Origin of the sequence: Bacillus sp. B19-2, from assembly GCF_022832475.1 — a bacterium.
GTDB classification, from domain to species: Bacteria; Bacillota; Bacilli; order Bacillales; family Bacillaceae; genus Bacillus; species Bacillus paralicheniformis.
On the sequence record NZ_JALHKQ010000001.1, the window covers coordinates 788,961 to 803,654 of the forward strand.

Annotated in this window: 13 protein-coding genes; all 13 read left to right on the top strand. The window is 47.3% G+C overall.

The genetic code is table 11. The features are described 5' to 3' along the window. Window positions 1–88 precede the first annotated feature (88 nt). Complete coding sequence (gene ylqF, locus MST20_RS04105; RefSeq protein ID WP_243940274.1) at window positions 89–940, top strand: ribosome biogenesis GTPase YlqF; 852 nt, start codon at window positions 89–91, stop codon at window positions 938–940. Window positions 941–1,017: 77 nt separating this feature from the next. After that, window positions 1,018–1,785, top strand: coding sequence for a ribonuclease HII (locus MST20_RS04110; RefSeq protein WP_243940276.1), 768 nt, complete (start codon window positions 1,018–1,020; stop codon window positions 1,783–1,785). 24 nt (window positions 1,786–1,809) lie between these two features. After that, entirely contained in the window at window positions 1,810–3,507 is a 1,698-nt protein-coding gene (locus MST20_RS04115; protein ID WP_243940278.1) for a hypothetical protein, read from the top strand. Beyond that, on the top strand, window positions 3,504–3,788 hold the full coding sequence (locus MST20_RS04120) for a FlhB-like flagellar biosynthesis protein (RefSeq protein ID WP_025811381.1): 285 nt from the start codon (window positions 3,504–3,506) through the stop codon (window positions 3,786–3,788). Before MST20_RS04115 ends, MST20_RS04120 begins: the two co-directional genes overlap by 4 nt. Before the next feature lie 175 nt (window positions 3,789–3,963). After that, entirely contained in the window at window positions 3,964–5,124 is a 1,161-nt protein-coding gene (gene sucC / locus MST20_RS04125; RefSeq protein WP_020451378.1) for an ADP-forming succinate--CoA ligase subunit beta, read from the top strand. Between the two features lie 18 nt (window positions 5,125–5,142). Continuing rightward, window positions 5,143–6,045, top strand: coding sequence for a succinate--CoA ligase subunit alpha (sucD, locus tag MST20_RS04130; RefSeq protein ID WP_020451379.1), 903 nt, complete (start codon window positions 5,143–5,145; stop codon window positions 6,043–6,045). A gap of 112 nt (window positions 6,046–6,157) precedes the next feature. After that, a complete protein-coding gene (gene dprA / locus MST20_RS04135; RefSeq protein WP_243940280.1) occupies window positions 6,158–7,060 on the top strand; it encodes a DNA-processing protein DprA in 903 nt (300 codons plus the stop codon). 203 nt (window positions 7,061–7,263) lie between these two features. Then, window positions 7,264–9,339 carry a type I DNA topoisomerase gene (topA, locus tag MST20_RS04140; RefSeq protein ID WP_243940282.1) on the top strand — a complete coding sequence of 692 codons (2,076 nt, stop codon included), beginning with the start codon at window positions 7,264–7,266 and terminating at the stop codon, window positions 9,337–9,339. Window positions 9,340–9,414: 75 nt separating this feature from the next. After that, window positions 9,415–10,719 carry an FADH(2)-oxidizing methylenetetrahydrofolate--tRNA-(uracil(54)-C(5))-methyltransferase TrmFO gene (gene trmFO, locus MST20_RS04145; protein WP_243940284.1) on the top strand — a complete coding sequence of 435 codons (1,305 nt, stop codon included), beginning with the start codon at window positions 9,415–9,417 and terminating at the stop codon, window positions 10,717–10,719. A gap of 66 nt (window positions 10,720–10,785) precedes the next feature. Beyond that, window positions 10,786–11,700: a tyrosine recombinase XerC gene (gene xerC / locus MST20_RS04150; protein WP_020451383.1), complete on the top strand. Its 915-nt coding sequence runs from the start codon at window positions 10,786–10,788 to the stop codon at window positions 11,698–11,700. A gap of 13 nt (window positions 11,701–11,713) precedes the next feature. Continuing rightward, on the top strand, window positions 11,714–12,259 hold the full coding sequence (hslV, locus tag MST20_RS04155) for an ATP-dependent protease subunit HslV (RefSeq protein WP_243940286.1): 546 nt from the start codon (window positions 11,714–11,716) through the stop codon (window positions 12,257–12,259). 16 nt (window positions 12,260–12,275) lie between these two features. After that, on the top strand, window positions 12,276–13,679 hold the full coding sequence (gene hslU, locus MST20_RS04160; protein WP_243940288.1) for an HslU--HslV peptidase ATPase subunit: 1,404 nt from the start codon (window positions 12,276–12,278) through the stop codon (window positions 13,677–13,679). Window positions 13,680–13,717: 38 nt separating this feature from the next. Beyond that, entirely contained in the window at window positions 13,718–14,497 is a 780-nt protein-coding gene (gene codY / locus MST20_RS04165; RefSeq protein ID WP_003181756.1) for a GTP-sensing pleiotropic transcriptional regulator CodY, read from the top strand. The last annotated feature ends 197 nt before the right edge of the window (window positions 14,498–14,694 follow it).

The window sequence follows — 14,694 nt, forward strand, 5'->3', positions numbered from 1 at the left end:
ACCATAACAAGCTCTTTTTTTGTCAAACAAGTATAAATGCACCGCACCATTAAAAGAATAGCAATAACAGAAAGTAGGTGTCAGACAAATGGTGATCCAATGGTTCCCAGGGCATATGGCCAAAGCGAGGCGGGAAGTAACGGAGAAACTCAAGCTGATCGACATTGTATACGAACTGGTCGACGCCAGAATTCCAATGTCTTCAAGAAACCCGATGATTGAAGAGATTTTAAAAAACAAACCGAGAATCATGCTGCTCAACAAAGCGGATAAAGCGGACGCCTCCGTGACAAAAGCTTGGAAACAGCACTTTGAAAAAGACGGAATTCCTTCCCTCGCCATCAACTCGGTCAACGGACAGGGGCTCAATCACATTCTTCCCGCTTCAAAAGAGCTGCTGAAAGAAAAGTTTGATAAAATGAAAGCAAAAGGTGTAAAGCCGCGCGCGATCAGAGCGTTGATCGTCGGCATTCCGAACGTCGGCAAATCGACTTTAATTAACCGGCTGGCGAAAAAAAACATCGCCAAAACGGGCGACAGACCCGGGATCACAACGGCGCAGCAGTGGGTGAAGGTCGGAAAAGAGCTCGAGCTTCTCGATACACCGGGGATTTTATGGCCGAAGTTTGAGGACGAGCTTGTCGGGCTGAGGCTTGCGGCAACAGGTGCAATTAAAGATTCGATTATCAACCTGCAGGATGTCGCCGTCTACGGTTTGCGCTTTTTGGAAGAGAATTACCTTGAGCGCTTAAAAAAGCGCTATGACCTGGAGGAGATTCCAGAAGAGATTGCAGCGCTTTTTGATGAGATCGGAAAAAAACGCGGCTGTCTCATGGCCGGAGGCGAGATCGATTACGACAAGACGACAGAAGTCATCATCCGCGATATCCGCACCGAAAAGTTCGGTCCGCTTTCTTTTGAAAAGCCGGAGGATATGTAAAAAGGCGCGCTTTTAAAAGAGCGGGCCTTTATTTTTGCAGGAGATGCGCCGATAAGAACATTAGGGGAGAAGAGAAAGTGAAAACATTAACCGTCAAAGAAATTAAAGAACATCTTCAATCGGTGAGTGATGAAAAAGACCCTTTTATAGAGCAGTGCAAAAATGATGGGCGGAAAAGCGTCCAAGCGCTTGTCCACGCCTGGTTGAAGAAAAATGAAAGGCTTTCGGCCATGCGGGAAGAGTGGCAGGTGATGACGTCTTTCGAACGGTCGCTGAGAGCGCGGGGCTATCAATATATCGCCGGAATCGACGAGGCGGGCAGAGGACCTCTCGCAGGGCCGGTTGTTGCCGCCGCTGTCATCCTCAAAGAAGACTGTGAAATATTAGGGCTGACAGATTCGAAAAAACTGTCAAAGCAAAAAAGAGAAGACTATTATTCATACATTATGGAAGAAGCCGCAGCAGTCGGCGTCGGAATCGCTGCCGCTGATGAGATCGATGAGCTGAATATTTATGAAGCCTCGAAAGCGGCGATGCTGAAAGCGGTCCAAGCGCTGGACGTCGCTCCGGATTATCTTCTGATCGACGCCATGTCGCTTGCAGTCGATACAGAGCAGTCCTCGATCATTAAAGGGGATGCCAAAAGCGCATCGATAGCGGCAGGCGCATGCATCGCAAAAGTGACGAGGGACAGGCTGATGGATGAATACGCCGAAAAGTATCCTCTCTACGGGTTTGAAAAGCATAAAGGCTACGGAACAAAGGAGCATCTGCATGCCCTTGCCAAATACGGCCCGTCGCCGATACACCGAAGATCGTTCGCCCCTGTTAAAGCACATGAATAACGTTCCGGAGGAAGAATGACTTTGATGATGCTGAACGATGTACATAACAGCTTAAGAAAACAATTTGAACAAGCGGATTCTCTCCAGCGGATCAACGGAACGGAGACGGATCAGAAAAGGCTGATGCTCGGCAAAGTGCTCCGCTTTATCAGCGAGCAGTTCGCCGAAATACAAATCGGCAATACGAAATGGCAGGGGAAGCTAGAGGCACCCCTGAAAGCGGGCGCTCATTACTGGTTTTCGTATGAAAAGAAGCCTGATGAAGCGACAGGCCGCCTTCAGGTCGTTGAAGCGTTTGACAAAAACCCGAAGACAGTGCAGGACGCCGCTTTTAAGCTGTTGAACGGGCTTTCTCTGAAGCGGACGAAGGAAGCTGTCTTTCTGGTCGGAGCGTTGCTGAAGGAGCAGCAGCCGATCAGGGAAAACGATTTAAGAGCCGCCATCAAGTGGCTTGAAAATCTGCCGAAATCTGATGCCCAAAAAGGCGCCGATGCCGTCATGTTCGCACTTAAACGCGAACTTCCCGTCCATCCCGGCGTGCTCGATTCGATTTTGGCCGTCAAAAACCCCGTACCGCTGAACGAGCAGATTGCCAAAACATTTGAGATGATCACGAACGCCACTCAGCCATCCGCAGGCATGGAAAAGCTGAAGCAGGCGCTTTTGCCTGTTTTACAAGCGGAGACCGAGGTGCATGCCGAAAGGCTGATTCAAAAGCTTGCAGAACACGTCAGGTCGCTCGAAAAAGGAGAACCGCAGGGCGTTCAGCCATTAAAGCCGCAGGTTCAGTCAGAAGTCGGAAATCCTTTGCAAAAAGCTGACGCCGGCGGCACCCAAGGACAAGAAGCAAAAGCTGTTCAGCAGAAGCCGCAAATCGCAGAAATCGCGGCAGCTAAAGACCTGCTCGCTAAATTGGCGGAACAAGCCGAAACGAACGGGACGGATATTGTAAGAGAAGCGGCAGGCGTCATCAGAGCGCTTGAATCGCGCGGATCTCTTGGACAAGCTCCGGCCGTTCCGGGCGGATTCACGCCAAAAGAGACGGAATTATTGCAGCATATCATGAAAGAAACAGCGCCTGCATTGACGAATAAAGCCGATGTATTTTCCGTTCTCCTCAAGATCAAAGACCTGTTAGGCGTCAGAGATGAACTCTCATTGTTGAGAGCGATGGAAAACGGCGCTGTCCTCAAAGAGCAGGGCCTTCAATCTTTAAAGCTCGTGCTGAATGAAATGAGGCATGCTTCCGATCTTCCGGCACCTGTAAAACAGGAAGCGAACCAGATCTTTCACCGTTTAAACGGACAGCTGTTTTTGCAGAATGATCAGCCTGCCCAAAGCCAGCTTTTTCTGTCGTACCCTTTGTTTTCAAAGAACGGCGTCCAGGATTTGACCGTTTTCTTAAAAGGGCAGAAAAAGGACGACGGAAAGATCGACCCTTCCCAGTGCCGCCTCATGTTTTACCTTCAGTTGGAGGCCTTGGAAGAGACGGTGATCGATTGTTTAATCCAGCAAAACGTCATGACGGTTACAATTGAAACAGGGCTCGACTTGGAGCCTTTGCTTGCACCGCTGGTCCCCGCTTTAAAGGAAAACCTGAAAGAACTGGGCTACAGCTTGTCAGGCGTCACAGCAAAAAAACGGGAAAACATGAAGCTTGCTCCTTTCCTGGACGCCCGTTTTGAACAAATTATAGAGAGCGCAGTGGATGTGAAAATATGAAGGAAGAATCTGTTCCATTAAGAAGAGCTGTTGCGCTTCACTACGATGAAATGAAGGATAAGGCGCCGAAGGTGGTTGCCAAAGGATCGGGATACACGGCGGAGAAGATCATTGAAGAGGCGCAAAAAGCCGGTGTACCGATTCAGGAAGATGCGACGCTTGTCGAATTAATGCGCCACTTGGAGCTTGACGATCACATTCCTGAAGCGCTCTACGAAATCGTCGCCGAGATCTTTTCATTCGTCTATACGCTTGATGAAAAAATGAAAAAGAGGGAATGACTTTTGAAAAAAAGCCGTTTCCTCTATTAATTTTATATTTTTAATAAAATAAAAGTGTGAATGTTTAGAAGGATTTTACGATTTCTCATCGAAACCTAGACAATCGATCTATGATTATATAAAATGAAAGCGCAGTCTATTTTTATTTTTGCTACATAAGTTAGGAGGATGGGAAATGAATATCCATGAGTACCAAGGGAAAGAAGTACTCAGACAATACGGAGTGGCTGTTCCGGAAGGTAAAGTGGCATTTACAGCAGATGAAGCGGTCAAAGCAGCGGAAGCGCTGTCCAGCTCGGTTTATGTCGTGAAAGCTCAAATTCACGCCGGCGGACGCGGTAAAGCTGGCGGGGTTAAAATTGCAAAATCAAAAGAAGAAGTCAAAGCCTATGCGGAAGAATTGTTGGGGAAGACGCTTGTCACTCACCAGACGGGTCCCGACGGCCAGCAAATAAAACGCTTACTTATTGAAGAAGGCTGCGATATCAAAAAAGAATACTATGTCGGTCTGGTTCTCGACAGGGCGACTTCACGCATCGTGCTGATGGCTTCCGAAGAAGGCGGCACGGAAATTGAAGAAGTCGCTGAAAAAACGCCGGAAAAAATCGTCAAAGAAGTGATCGATCCGGCTGTCGGACTGCAGGGTTACCAGGCGAGAAAAATCGCCTTCGCCATCAATATCCCGAAAGAGCTTGTCGGCCAGGCCGTTAAGTTTATGATGGGACTGTACAAGGCGTTTACTGAAAAAGACTGTTCCATTGCTGAAATCAATCCGCTCGTCGTCACGGGAGACGGAAAAGTCATGGCCCTTGACGCCAAGCTGAACTTTGACAGCAATGCGCTATACAGACAAAAAGACATCTTGGAGTACAGAGATCTCGATGAAGAAGATCCGAAGGAAATCGAAGCATCCAAGTATGATTTAAGCTATATTTCGCTCGATGGAAACATCGGCTGCATGGTCAACGGAGCGGGGCTTGCGATGTCGACCATGGACATTATCAAGCACTACGGAGGGGAACCGGCCAACTTCCTTGATGTTGGAGGCGGCGCGACAGCTGAAAAGGTAACGGAAGCGTTCAAGATCATTTTGTCTGATCAAAACGTCAAAGGGATCTTTGTCAATATTTTCGGCGGCATCATGAAATGCGACGTCATTGCAGAAGGCGTTGTTGAAGCGACGAAACAAGTCGGCCTGACATTGCCGCTTGTCGTTCGCCTTGAAGGCACCAATGTCGATCTCGGCAAAAAGATCCTCGATGATTCAGGACTCAATATTACGTCTGCGGAATCAATGGCTGACGGCGCGCAGAAAATCGTATCCTTAGTGAAGTAAGAAAGGCAGGGGACCAAAATGAGTGTATTTATTAATAAAGACACAAAAGTCATTGTTCAGGGGATAACGGGTTCAACCGCTTTGTTTCACACAAAGCAGATGCTTGAATACGGAACGAAAATTGTCGGCGGAGTCACACCGGGCAAAGGCGGAACAGAGGTCGAAGGGGTGCCTGTGTTCAACACGGTCGAAGAGGCAGTCAAGCAGACCGGGGCCAATGCGTCTGTCATTTACGTTCCTGCGGCTTTTGCGGCCGATGCGATTATGGAAGCGACAGATGCTGAGCTTGATCTTGTCATCTGTATTACTGAGCACATTCCGGTGCTGGATATGGTAAAAGTGAAAAGGTATATGGAAGACAAGAAAACAAGGCTCATCGGTCCGAACTGTCCGGGAGTCATTACACCTGAGGAGTGCAAAATCGGGATCATGCCAGGATATATCCATAAAAAAGGCCATGTCGGCGTTGTGTCGCGTTCAGGAACCCTTACATATGAAGCGGTTCATCAGCTTTCAGAAGCAGGAGTCGGTCAGTCGACTGCAGTGGGCATCGGCGGAGACCCTGTCAACGGGACAAACTTCATCGATGTGCTGAAGGCATTTAATGAAGACCCTGATACACATGCGGTGATCATGATCGGCGAAATCGGCGGAACAGCTGAAGAGGAAGCGGCCGAATGGGTGAAAGCCAACATGACCAAACCTGTCGTCGGTTTCATCGGAGGAAAAACAGCGCCTCCTGGAAAGCGCATGGGGCATGCCGGCGCCATCATTTCCGGAGGAAAAGGCACGGCGGACGAAAAGGTCAAAACGATGAACGCCTGCGGAATCGAAGTGGCTGAAACGCCTTCTGTCATGGGAGAAACATTGATTAAAGTGCTGAAGGAAAAAGGCCTTTACGAAACGTGTAAAACACACTGATCTTAACATGAGCGGGAATAGTCCGATTGGTCTATTCCTGCTTTTTCATAACTGGTTAAATCGTTTAGTACTTTCAGATTGTTTTGTTTTAAAAATGTTTGGAGGTTTTTGAATGAACGACAGCAGCGAGCTTTTGATATTGCTCCGCCTTCGCGGCACACTCTCCCCTTCTCTGCTGACCAAGTGGTGGAAGCAGGATCCTTCCTTGTCCCTTACGGGCGAAAAAAACCATCTTTTAACGAAGCTTTCATTAAAAAGATCAGACTTGTGCTCCATACGAAAACTGGCGGAACAAGAACTGTCTAATGTTAAACGGCTCATCCGTTCTTACGAAGCGGCCGGAGTCCGCATGACCGCCATATGTTCCCCTGATTATCCAGCCAGCCTGAAAACCATTCATGACCCGCCTCCCGTCCTTTTTTTAAAAGGAAACGTTAAACTTCTCCATGAACAAAGACTGATCGGAATCGTCGGCACCCGCAGCCCGTCATTATACGGAAAAAGAGCAGCGGTTCACCTTGTCAGGGAGCTTTGCAAAAAAAGCTGGACGATCGTCAGCGGTCTTGCAAAAGGAATTGACTGTCTCGCCCATCAGGAGAGCATCCGTTCAAATGGAAGGACAATCGGCGTCATCGCGGGCGGATTCAACAGCATATATCCCCGTGAACACCGCCAGCTCGCCGGTCAAATGGCCGAAAACCACCTGCTGGTATCAGAGCACCCTCCTGACGTTAAACCTCAAAAATGGCACTTTCCGATGCGAAATCGGCTGATCAGCGGATTAACGGAAGGAATCGTTGTCGTCCAGGGAAAGGAAAAGAGCGGGTCGCTCATCACAGCATATCAAGCCTTAGAGCAGGGGCGGGAGGTGTTCGCTGTGCCGGGCCCGATCTTTGACGCCAACTCTTTTGGTCCTTCAAGGCTGATCCAGGAAGGGGCGAAACTCGTATTGAATATTGAAGATATTTTGAGCGAACTGCCGCCTTCACGCACTCAATATCCGGAACCTGTTTAGAATTATCGTTTGACAAACCGTATTGTAATATTTAATAATAGTGAGGATTTCAAGTTTAAACGCTTTAATCGGCGTTCAACATATAAAGGATTAAATCAGACACTTTTCGTGAAAATAATGTTTATATAAACGACGATTATGCTGAATACAATAAAAAGGCTAAATTGAAAAGAGAGAGAACACCTCTTGAGGGGGATAATGTTATGTCCGAATACTTAGTCATCGTGGAATCGCCTGCAAAGGCAAAAACGATTGAGCGATACTTAGGAAAAAAATATAAAGTGAAAGCTTCGATGGGACACGTCAGAGACTTGCCGAAAAGCCAGATGGGCGTTGACATCGAGCAGAACTTTGAACCAAAATACATTACGATCCGCGGGAAAGGCCCCGTGTTGAAAGAATTAAAAACGGCCGCCAAAAAGGCGAAAAAAGTCTATCTCGCAGCCGACCCCGACAGGGAAGGGGAAGCGATCGCGTGGCATTTGGCGCACAGCCTTGATTTGGACCTGAATTCCGACTGCCGCGTCGTATTTAATGAAATTACAAAAGATGCAATCAAAGATTCATTTAAGCATCCGCGCATGATCAATATGGATCTTGTCGACGCCCAGCAGGCGAGAAGAATTCTGGACCGCCTTGTAGGGTACAAAATCAGCCCGATTTTATGGAAAAAAGTAAAAAAAGGATTGAGTGCGGGACGTGTCCAATCTGTTGCGCTCCGCCTTATCATTGACAGGGAAAAAGAAATCAACGATTTTAAACCTGAAGAATATTGGACCATTGAAGGGTCTTTTCTCAAAGGCAAAGAAACATTTGAAGCGAGCTTCTTCGGAATAAACGGCGAAAAGCACCAGCTGAAAAGCGAAGATGATGTAAAGCAAATCCTCTCCCAGATCAAAGGGAACAAATTTGAGGTTAAAAAGGTCACGAAAAAAGAACGGAAGCGGAACCCTGCGCTCCCGTTTACGACATCGACGCTTCAGCAGGAAGCGGCGCGTAAATTAAATTTCCGGGCAAAGAAAACGATGATGATCGCCCAGCAGCTTTATGAAGGAATCGATCTCGGCAAAGAAGGAACTGTCGGGTTAATCACGTATATGAGAACGGATTCAACCCGCATCTCGAATACAGCTCAAGAAGAAGCGGCATCATTCATCGGCGAACAGTACGGAAAAGAATTTTTGGGGAGCAAGCGAAAGCCTGCCAAAAAGAATGAAAACGCCCAGGATGCCCACGAAGCGATCAGGCCGACCTCAGTGCTCAGAAAGCCTTCCGATCTGAAGGCGGTATTGGGAAGAGACCAGCTTCGGCTATACAAGCTGATCTGGGAGCGCTTTGTTGCAAGCCAGATGGCTCCGGCGACACTCGATACGATGAGCGTCGATCTTGAAAACAACGGGTTGACATTTCGGGCGAACGGCAGTAAAGTCAAGTTTTCAGGTTTCATGAAGGTGTACGTTGAAGGAAAAGACGATCAGATGGAAGAGAAGAATAAGATGCTTCCGGATCTCGCTGAAGGCGACACCGTTCTTTCAAAAGATATCGAACCCGAACAGCACTTCACACAGCCGCCTCCGCGCTATACGGAAGCAAGGCTGGTCAAAACGCTTGAAGAGCTGGGAATCGGCCGTCCGTCCACATACGCGCCGACGCTTGACACAATTCAAAAGCGCGGGTATGTCGCCCTTGATAACAAACGCTTTATCCCGACTGAGCTCGGTCAAATCGTGCTTGACTTGATCATGGAGTTTTTCCCTGAGATCATTAACGTTGAGTTCACCGCCAAAATGGAGAAAGAGCTCGATGGTGTTGAAGACGGAAACATTCAATGGGTGCAGATCATCGATTCCTTTTACAAGGACTTTGAAAAACGCGTTGAAAAGGCGGAAGCCGAGATGCAGGAAGTGGAAATCGAACCGGAGTATGCGGGTGTGGACTGTGAAGAGTGCGGTCATCCGATGGTCTATAAAATGGGCCGCTACGGCAAATTTATGGCCTGCTCCAATTTTCCCGACTGCCGCAACACCAAGCCGATTGTAAAAGAGATCGGCGTCAAATGCCCTTCATGCAAAACCGGCAACATCGTCGAGCGCAAATCGAAAAAACGCCGCATTTTTTACGGCTGTGACCGCTATCCTGAATGCGAATTCGTATCATGGGATAAACCGCTTGAACGGAAATGTCCGAAATGTGAGGACATGCTTGTGGAGAAAAAGCTCAAAAAAGGCGTTCAAGTGCAGTGCGTGAATTGCGATTATAAGGAAGAACAACAAAAGTAGCGGTGAGCAGGGCTTTGCTCACCTTCTTTGTTGTGTTAAAAGATGAAGTCAACTCATAAATTAGGAGATGTGAATATGAATCAAACAGTAAATGTCATCGGTGCAGGACTTGCCGGAAGCGAAGCGGCATGGCAGCTTGCCAAGCGCGGTATCAATGTCCGTTTATACGAAATGAGGCCTGTTAAGCAAACGCCGGCACACCATACAGATAAATTTGCAGAACTTGTCTGCAGCAACTCGCTTCGGGCGAATTCATTAACGAACGCTGTCGGTGTATTAAAGGAAGAAATGCGGGTTCTTGACTCGGCCATCATCGCTGCTGCTGACGAATGTTCTGTTCCTGCCGGCGGTGCGCTTGCCGTAGACAGGCATGAATTTGCCGCAAACGTTACCGAAAAAGTAAAGAATCATCCGAATGTGACCGTGCTCAATGAAGAAGTTACGGAAATACCGGAAGGACCGACAATTATTGCGACAGGACCGCTGACGTCAGAAGCGCTTTCCGCAAAGCTCCGGGAGCTGACAGGTGAAGACTATCTGTACTTTTATGACGCCGCTGCGCCGATTGTTGAAAAAGACAGCCTTGACATGGATAAAGTCTATTTGAAATCCCGCTATGACAAAGGGGAGGCAGCGTATTTGAACTGTCCGATGACTGAAGAGGAGTTTGACAGGTTCTATGACGCCCTCGTGTCTGCGGAAACCGTTCCATTGAAAGAATTTGAAAAGGAAATCTTCTTTGAAGGCTGTATGCCGATTGAAGTTATGGCGAAGCGCGGCAAAAAAACGATGCTGTTCGGCCCGATGAAGCCTGTCGGACTTGAAGATCCCAAAACAGGGAAGCGTCCATACGCCGTTGTGCAGCTGCGCCAAGATGATGCAGCCGGCACGCTTTACAATATTGTCGGTTTTCAGACCCACCTCAAATGGGGCGACCAAAAGGAAGTGCTCCGCCTCATTCCGGGACTGGAACAAGCTGAAATCGTCCGCTACGGCGTAATGCACAGAAATACGTTCATCAACTCGCCGAGTCTTTTAAAAGCGACCTACCAGTTTAAAAAACGGGACGATCTGTTTTTCGCCGGCCAAATGACAGGTGTTGAAGGGTATGTTGAATCAGCGGCTTCAGGTCTTGTTGCCGGAATAAATGCGGCTCGGCTCATCCAGGGAAAAGAACCGGTCACTTTTTCAAATGAAACAGCGATCGGCAGCATGGCCCATTACATCACGGAAACAAACAAGAAAAACTTCCAGCCGATGAATGCGAACTTCGGTCTGTTCAAGGACTTGGGGGTTAAAATTAAAAACAAGCAGGAACGAAATGAACAGTATGCTTCGCGCGCATTGGAGACAATTCAAAATATTTCGAAAACGCTATAGTTATTCATTGCCAGATGAACTTGTTATGTGATAACATTTAAAAGCCCTTTTCGAAGAGGTGTAATGATGGCAAATGTTAAGAATTTTTTAACTTTATTCATTGAATATTTACAAATAGAAAAGAATTATTCAAAATATACAATTGTGGGTTACATTTCTTCCATTGAAGACTTTGAACGCTTTTTACAAGTTCAGGGCATAAAAGGTTTTGAAGACGTGACTTATCCGGATGTGAGGATTTTCTTGACGGAAGCGCATGAAAAAGGGCTTACTCGCAGGACGATCAGCAAGAAAATTTCGGCTCTGCGAAGCTTCTATAAATTTTTATTAAGGGAAAAGATGGTAAAAGAAAACCCGTTTCTGCTTGTCAGTCTTCCGAAACAGGATAAACGGATTCCAAAGTTTTTATATGAAAAAGAACTTGAAGAACTGTTTGAGGTTTCGGACTTGAGTACACCGCTCGGCCAAAGAAATCAGGCGCTCTTGGAACTTCTTTACGCAACAGGCATGCGGGTAAGCGAACTTTGCAGCCTGAAGGAATCTGATTTGGATCTGTTTTTAGATACGGTTTTGGTTCACGGGAAAGGCAGGAAGCAAAGGTATATTCCATTTGGTTCATTCGCCCGGGAGGCTTTGGATCTGTATTTGCAAAATGGAAGACGCATCCTTCTGTTAAAAGCGAAAGAGCCCTGCCCTTTTATTTTTTTGAATCAAAGGGGCGGGCCCTTAACCCCGAGGGGGGTTCGTTACATTTTGGGAGAACTGGTCAAAAAGACTTCGGGTACATTACATATACATCCGCATATGCTCCGCCATACTTTTGCCACCCATTTGTTAAATGAGGGTGCGGATCTCAGGAGCGTTCAGGAACTGCTTGGGCATTCAAACCTTTCTTCAACCCAGGTGTATACGCATGTATCTAAAGATATGCTCAGAAAGACATATATGTCTCATCACCCTCGGGCACATAAAGGGAAATAAAGGAGGTTCTTTTATGTCATCTTTTCACGCAACGACGATATTTGCCGTCCAGCACAACGGAAAAAGCGCGATGGCGGGAGACGGCCAGGTTACGTTCGGTCAGGCTGTCGTCATGAAGCATACCGCTAGAAAGGTAAGAAAGCTCTTCAACGGGAAAGTCATTGCTGGCTTTGCCGGTTCAGTTGCGGACGCTTTCACGCTCTTTGAAATGTTTGAAGCGAAGCTTGAAGAGTACAACGGCAATTTGCAGCGGGCGGCAGTCGAGCTTGCAAAAGAGTGGCGAAGCGATAAAGTCCTCAGAAAGCTTGAGGCGATGCTGATCGTCATGAATGCTGACAGCATGCTGCTCGTTTCCGGAACAGGCGAGGTGATTGAACCTGACGACGGCATTTTGGCGATCGGCTCAGGCGGAAACTACGCCCTGGCAGCCGGAAGGGCGCTGAAACGTCATGCAGGCAGCCAGCTTGACGCAAGAGCGATTGCGAGGGCCTCACTTGAAACCGCGGGCGAAATCTGTGTGTATACGAACGATCAGATCATTGTAGAAGAACTTGAATAGAAAGGATATGAGGCATATGGAAAAAAAGCCGCTGACTCCTAGGAAGATCGTCGAAAGGCTTGATCAATACATCGTCGGCCAGCTCGATGCGAAAAAAGCGGTCGCCGTAGCATTGAGGAACCGCTACAGAAGAAGTCTTCTTGATGAAAAACTGCGCGAAGAAATCGTTCCGAAAAACATATTGATGATGGGTCCGACAGGTGTGGGAAAAACCGAGATTGCAAGACGAATCGCGAAGCTCGTCGGCGCTCCGTTCGTCAAAATCGAAGCGACGAAGTTCACGGAAGTCGGTTATGTGGGCAGAGATGTTGAATCGATGGTCAGGGATCTTGTGGAAACGTCAATCCGCCTCGTCAAAGAGGAAAAAATGAACGAAGTGAAAGGCATCGCCGAAGAAAACGCAAATAAACGCCTCGTCCGCCTGCTTGTACCGGGAAGAAAAAAACAGACGGGTGCGAAAAATCCTTTTGAAATGCTGTTTGGCGGAAATCAGGATCAAGAGACGAATGAAGCGGAAAAGCATGAAGACACGGATATCGAAAACAACCGGAAGCGGATTGCACATCAGCTTGCTCTCGGCGAGCTTGAAGACCATTATGTCACCGTTGAGGTCGAGGAGCAGCAGCCGTCCATGTTTGATATGCTCCAAGGCTCGGGTATGGAACAGATGGGCATGAACATGCAGGATGCGCTCAGCAGCCTGATGCCGAAAAAGAAAAAGCGCCGCAAGCTTACGGTCAGGGAAGCGCGAAAAGTGCTGACGAATGAAGAAGCGGCAAAGCTCATCGATATGGACGAAGCTGCCCAGGAAGCTGTTCTAAGAGCCGAACAGTCGGGAATCATCTTTATCGATGAGATCGATAAAATCGCCAAAAAGAGCGGTGCTTCTTCATCGGCCGACGTCTCAAGAGAGGGTGTGCAGCGCGATATTCTTCCGATTGTAGAAGGCTCTACCGTCATGACAAAGTACGGTGCGGTTAAAACGGATCACGTGCTGTTCATCGCTGCAGGTGCATTCCATATGGCGAAGCCTTCAGATCTAATTCCGGAGCTGCAGGGACGCTTTCCGATCCGCGTTGAACTTCAAAAGCTGAGCATCGATGATTTTGTGAAAATCTTAACTGAGCCTGACAACGCTCTTCTAAAGCAGTATAAGGCTTTATTGAAGACGGAAGGTATATCTCTTGAATTTTCTGACGATGCTATTCGTAAGATTGCAGAAGTGGCTTATCATGTGAACCAGGACACAGACAATATCGGGGCGAGAAGGCTTCACACCATTTTGGAACGGCTTTTGGAAGAACTGTCATTCGAGGCTCCGGATGTGACGATGGAGGAAGTTGTCATCACGCCTCAATATGTTGAAGAAAAGCTCGGTTCGATCGCTAAGAATAAGGATTTAAGCCAGTTTATTTTATAAACAATTAAATAAGAGTAATTTAGGAGGATCAATTTATTATGGCTTTATTACAAAAAACAAGAAAGATTAATGCAATGCTGCAAAATGCGGCAGGGAAGCCGGTTAATTTTAAAGAAATGGCCGAAACGCTTCGCGATGTGATTGATTCGAACATTTTCGTCGTCAGCCGCAGAGGAAAGCTTCTCGGTTTCTCGATCAACCAGCAGATCGAAAATGACCGGATGAAAAAAATGCTTGAAGAGCGCCAGTTTCCTGAAGACTACACAAAAAGTCTGTTCAACATTCCGGAAACTTCATCTAACCTTGACATTAACAGCGAATATACGGCTTTCCCTGTGGAAAACCGCGATTTGTTCCAAGCGGGTCTGACCACAGTCGTTCCGATCATCGGAGGAGGCGAAAGACTCGGCACCTTGATTCTGTCCCGCCTTCAGGAGAAATTCGAGGATGACGATCTGATCCTAGCCGAATATGGCGCAACGGTCGTAGGAATGGAAATTCTCCGAGAGAAAGCTGAAGAGATCGAAGAGGAAGCCCGCAGCAAAGCGGTCGTTCAAATGGCGATCAGTTCATTATCTTACAGCGAGCTTGAAGCAATTGAACATATTTTTGAAGAGCTTGACGGAAATGAAGGCCTGCTTGTCGCAAGTAAAATTGCAGACCGCGTCGGCATCACCCGCTCGGTCATTGTCAATGCGCTGCGCAAACTTGAAAGCGCCGGTGTCATTGAATCAAGGTCATTAGGGATGAAAGGCACATACATTAAAGTGCTGAACAACAAATTTTTAATGGAATTAGAAAAACTAAAGTCTCATTAAAAGGTGAAAGCCGCAGAACATGCCGTTCTGCGGCTTTTTTTATTTCACGTTTTAAACTATATTATCGTAATTTTTCCATATCAGAAAACAACTAAAACGCGGTGCTGAATCAATACGTTACTCGAATAAAAAATATATTAACATAATGTTTTGAAACTTTAACAAACGTAACATTACATAGTTCTTATAATCTAGGT

What these genes read in the sequence shown, in the direction of transcription:
- MST20_RS04120 (WP_025811381.1), top strand. Translation starts at nt 3,504, where the DNA reads ATGAAGGAAGAATCTGTTCCATTAAGAAGAGCTGTTGCGCTTCACTAC.
- hslV (WP_243940286.1), top strand. Translation starts at nt 11,714, where the DNA reads ATGTCATCTTTTCACGCAACGACGATATTTGCCGTCCAGCACAACGGA.
- sucC (WP_020451378.1), top strand. Translation starts at nt 3,964, where the DNA reads ATGAATATCCATGAGTACCAAGGGAAAGAAGTACTCAGACAATACGGA.
- topA (WP_243940282.1), top strand. Translation starts at nt 7,264, where the DNA reads ATGTCCGAATACTTAGTCATCGTGGAATCGCCTGCAAAGGCAAAAACG.
- trmFO (WP_243940284.1), top strand. Translation starts at nt 9,415, where the DNA reads ATGAATCAAACAGTAAATGTCATCGGTGCAGGACTTGCCGGAAGCGAA.
- hslU (WP_243940288.1), top strand. Translation starts at nt 12,276, where the DNA reads ATGGAAAAAAAGCCGCTGACTCCTAGGAAGATCGTCGAAAGGCTTGAT.
- ylqF (WP_243940274.1), top strand. Translation starts at nt 89, where the DNA reads ATGGTGATCCAATGGTTCCCAGGGCATATGGCCAAAGCGAGGCGGGAA.
- MST20_RS04115 (WP_243940278.1), top strand. Translation starts at nt 1,810, where the DNA reads ATGATGCTGAACGATGTACATAACAGCTTAAGAAAACAATTTGAACAA.
- codY (WP_003181756.1), top strand. Translation starts at nt 13,718, where the DNA reads ATGGCTTTATTACAAAAAACAAGAAAGATTAATGCAATGCTGCAAAAT.
- dprA (WP_243940280.1), top strand. Translation starts at nt 6,158, where the DNA reads ATGAACGACAGCAGCGAGCTTTTGATATTGCTCCGCCTTCGCGGCACA.
- xerC (WP_020451383.1), top strand. Translation starts at nt 10,786, where the DNA reads ATGGCAAATGTTAAGAATTTTTTAACTTTATTCATTGAATATTTACAA.
- sucD (WP_020451379.1), top strand. Translation starts at nt 5,143, where the DNA reads ATGAGTGTATTTATTAATAAAGACACAAAAGTCATTGTTCAGGGGATA.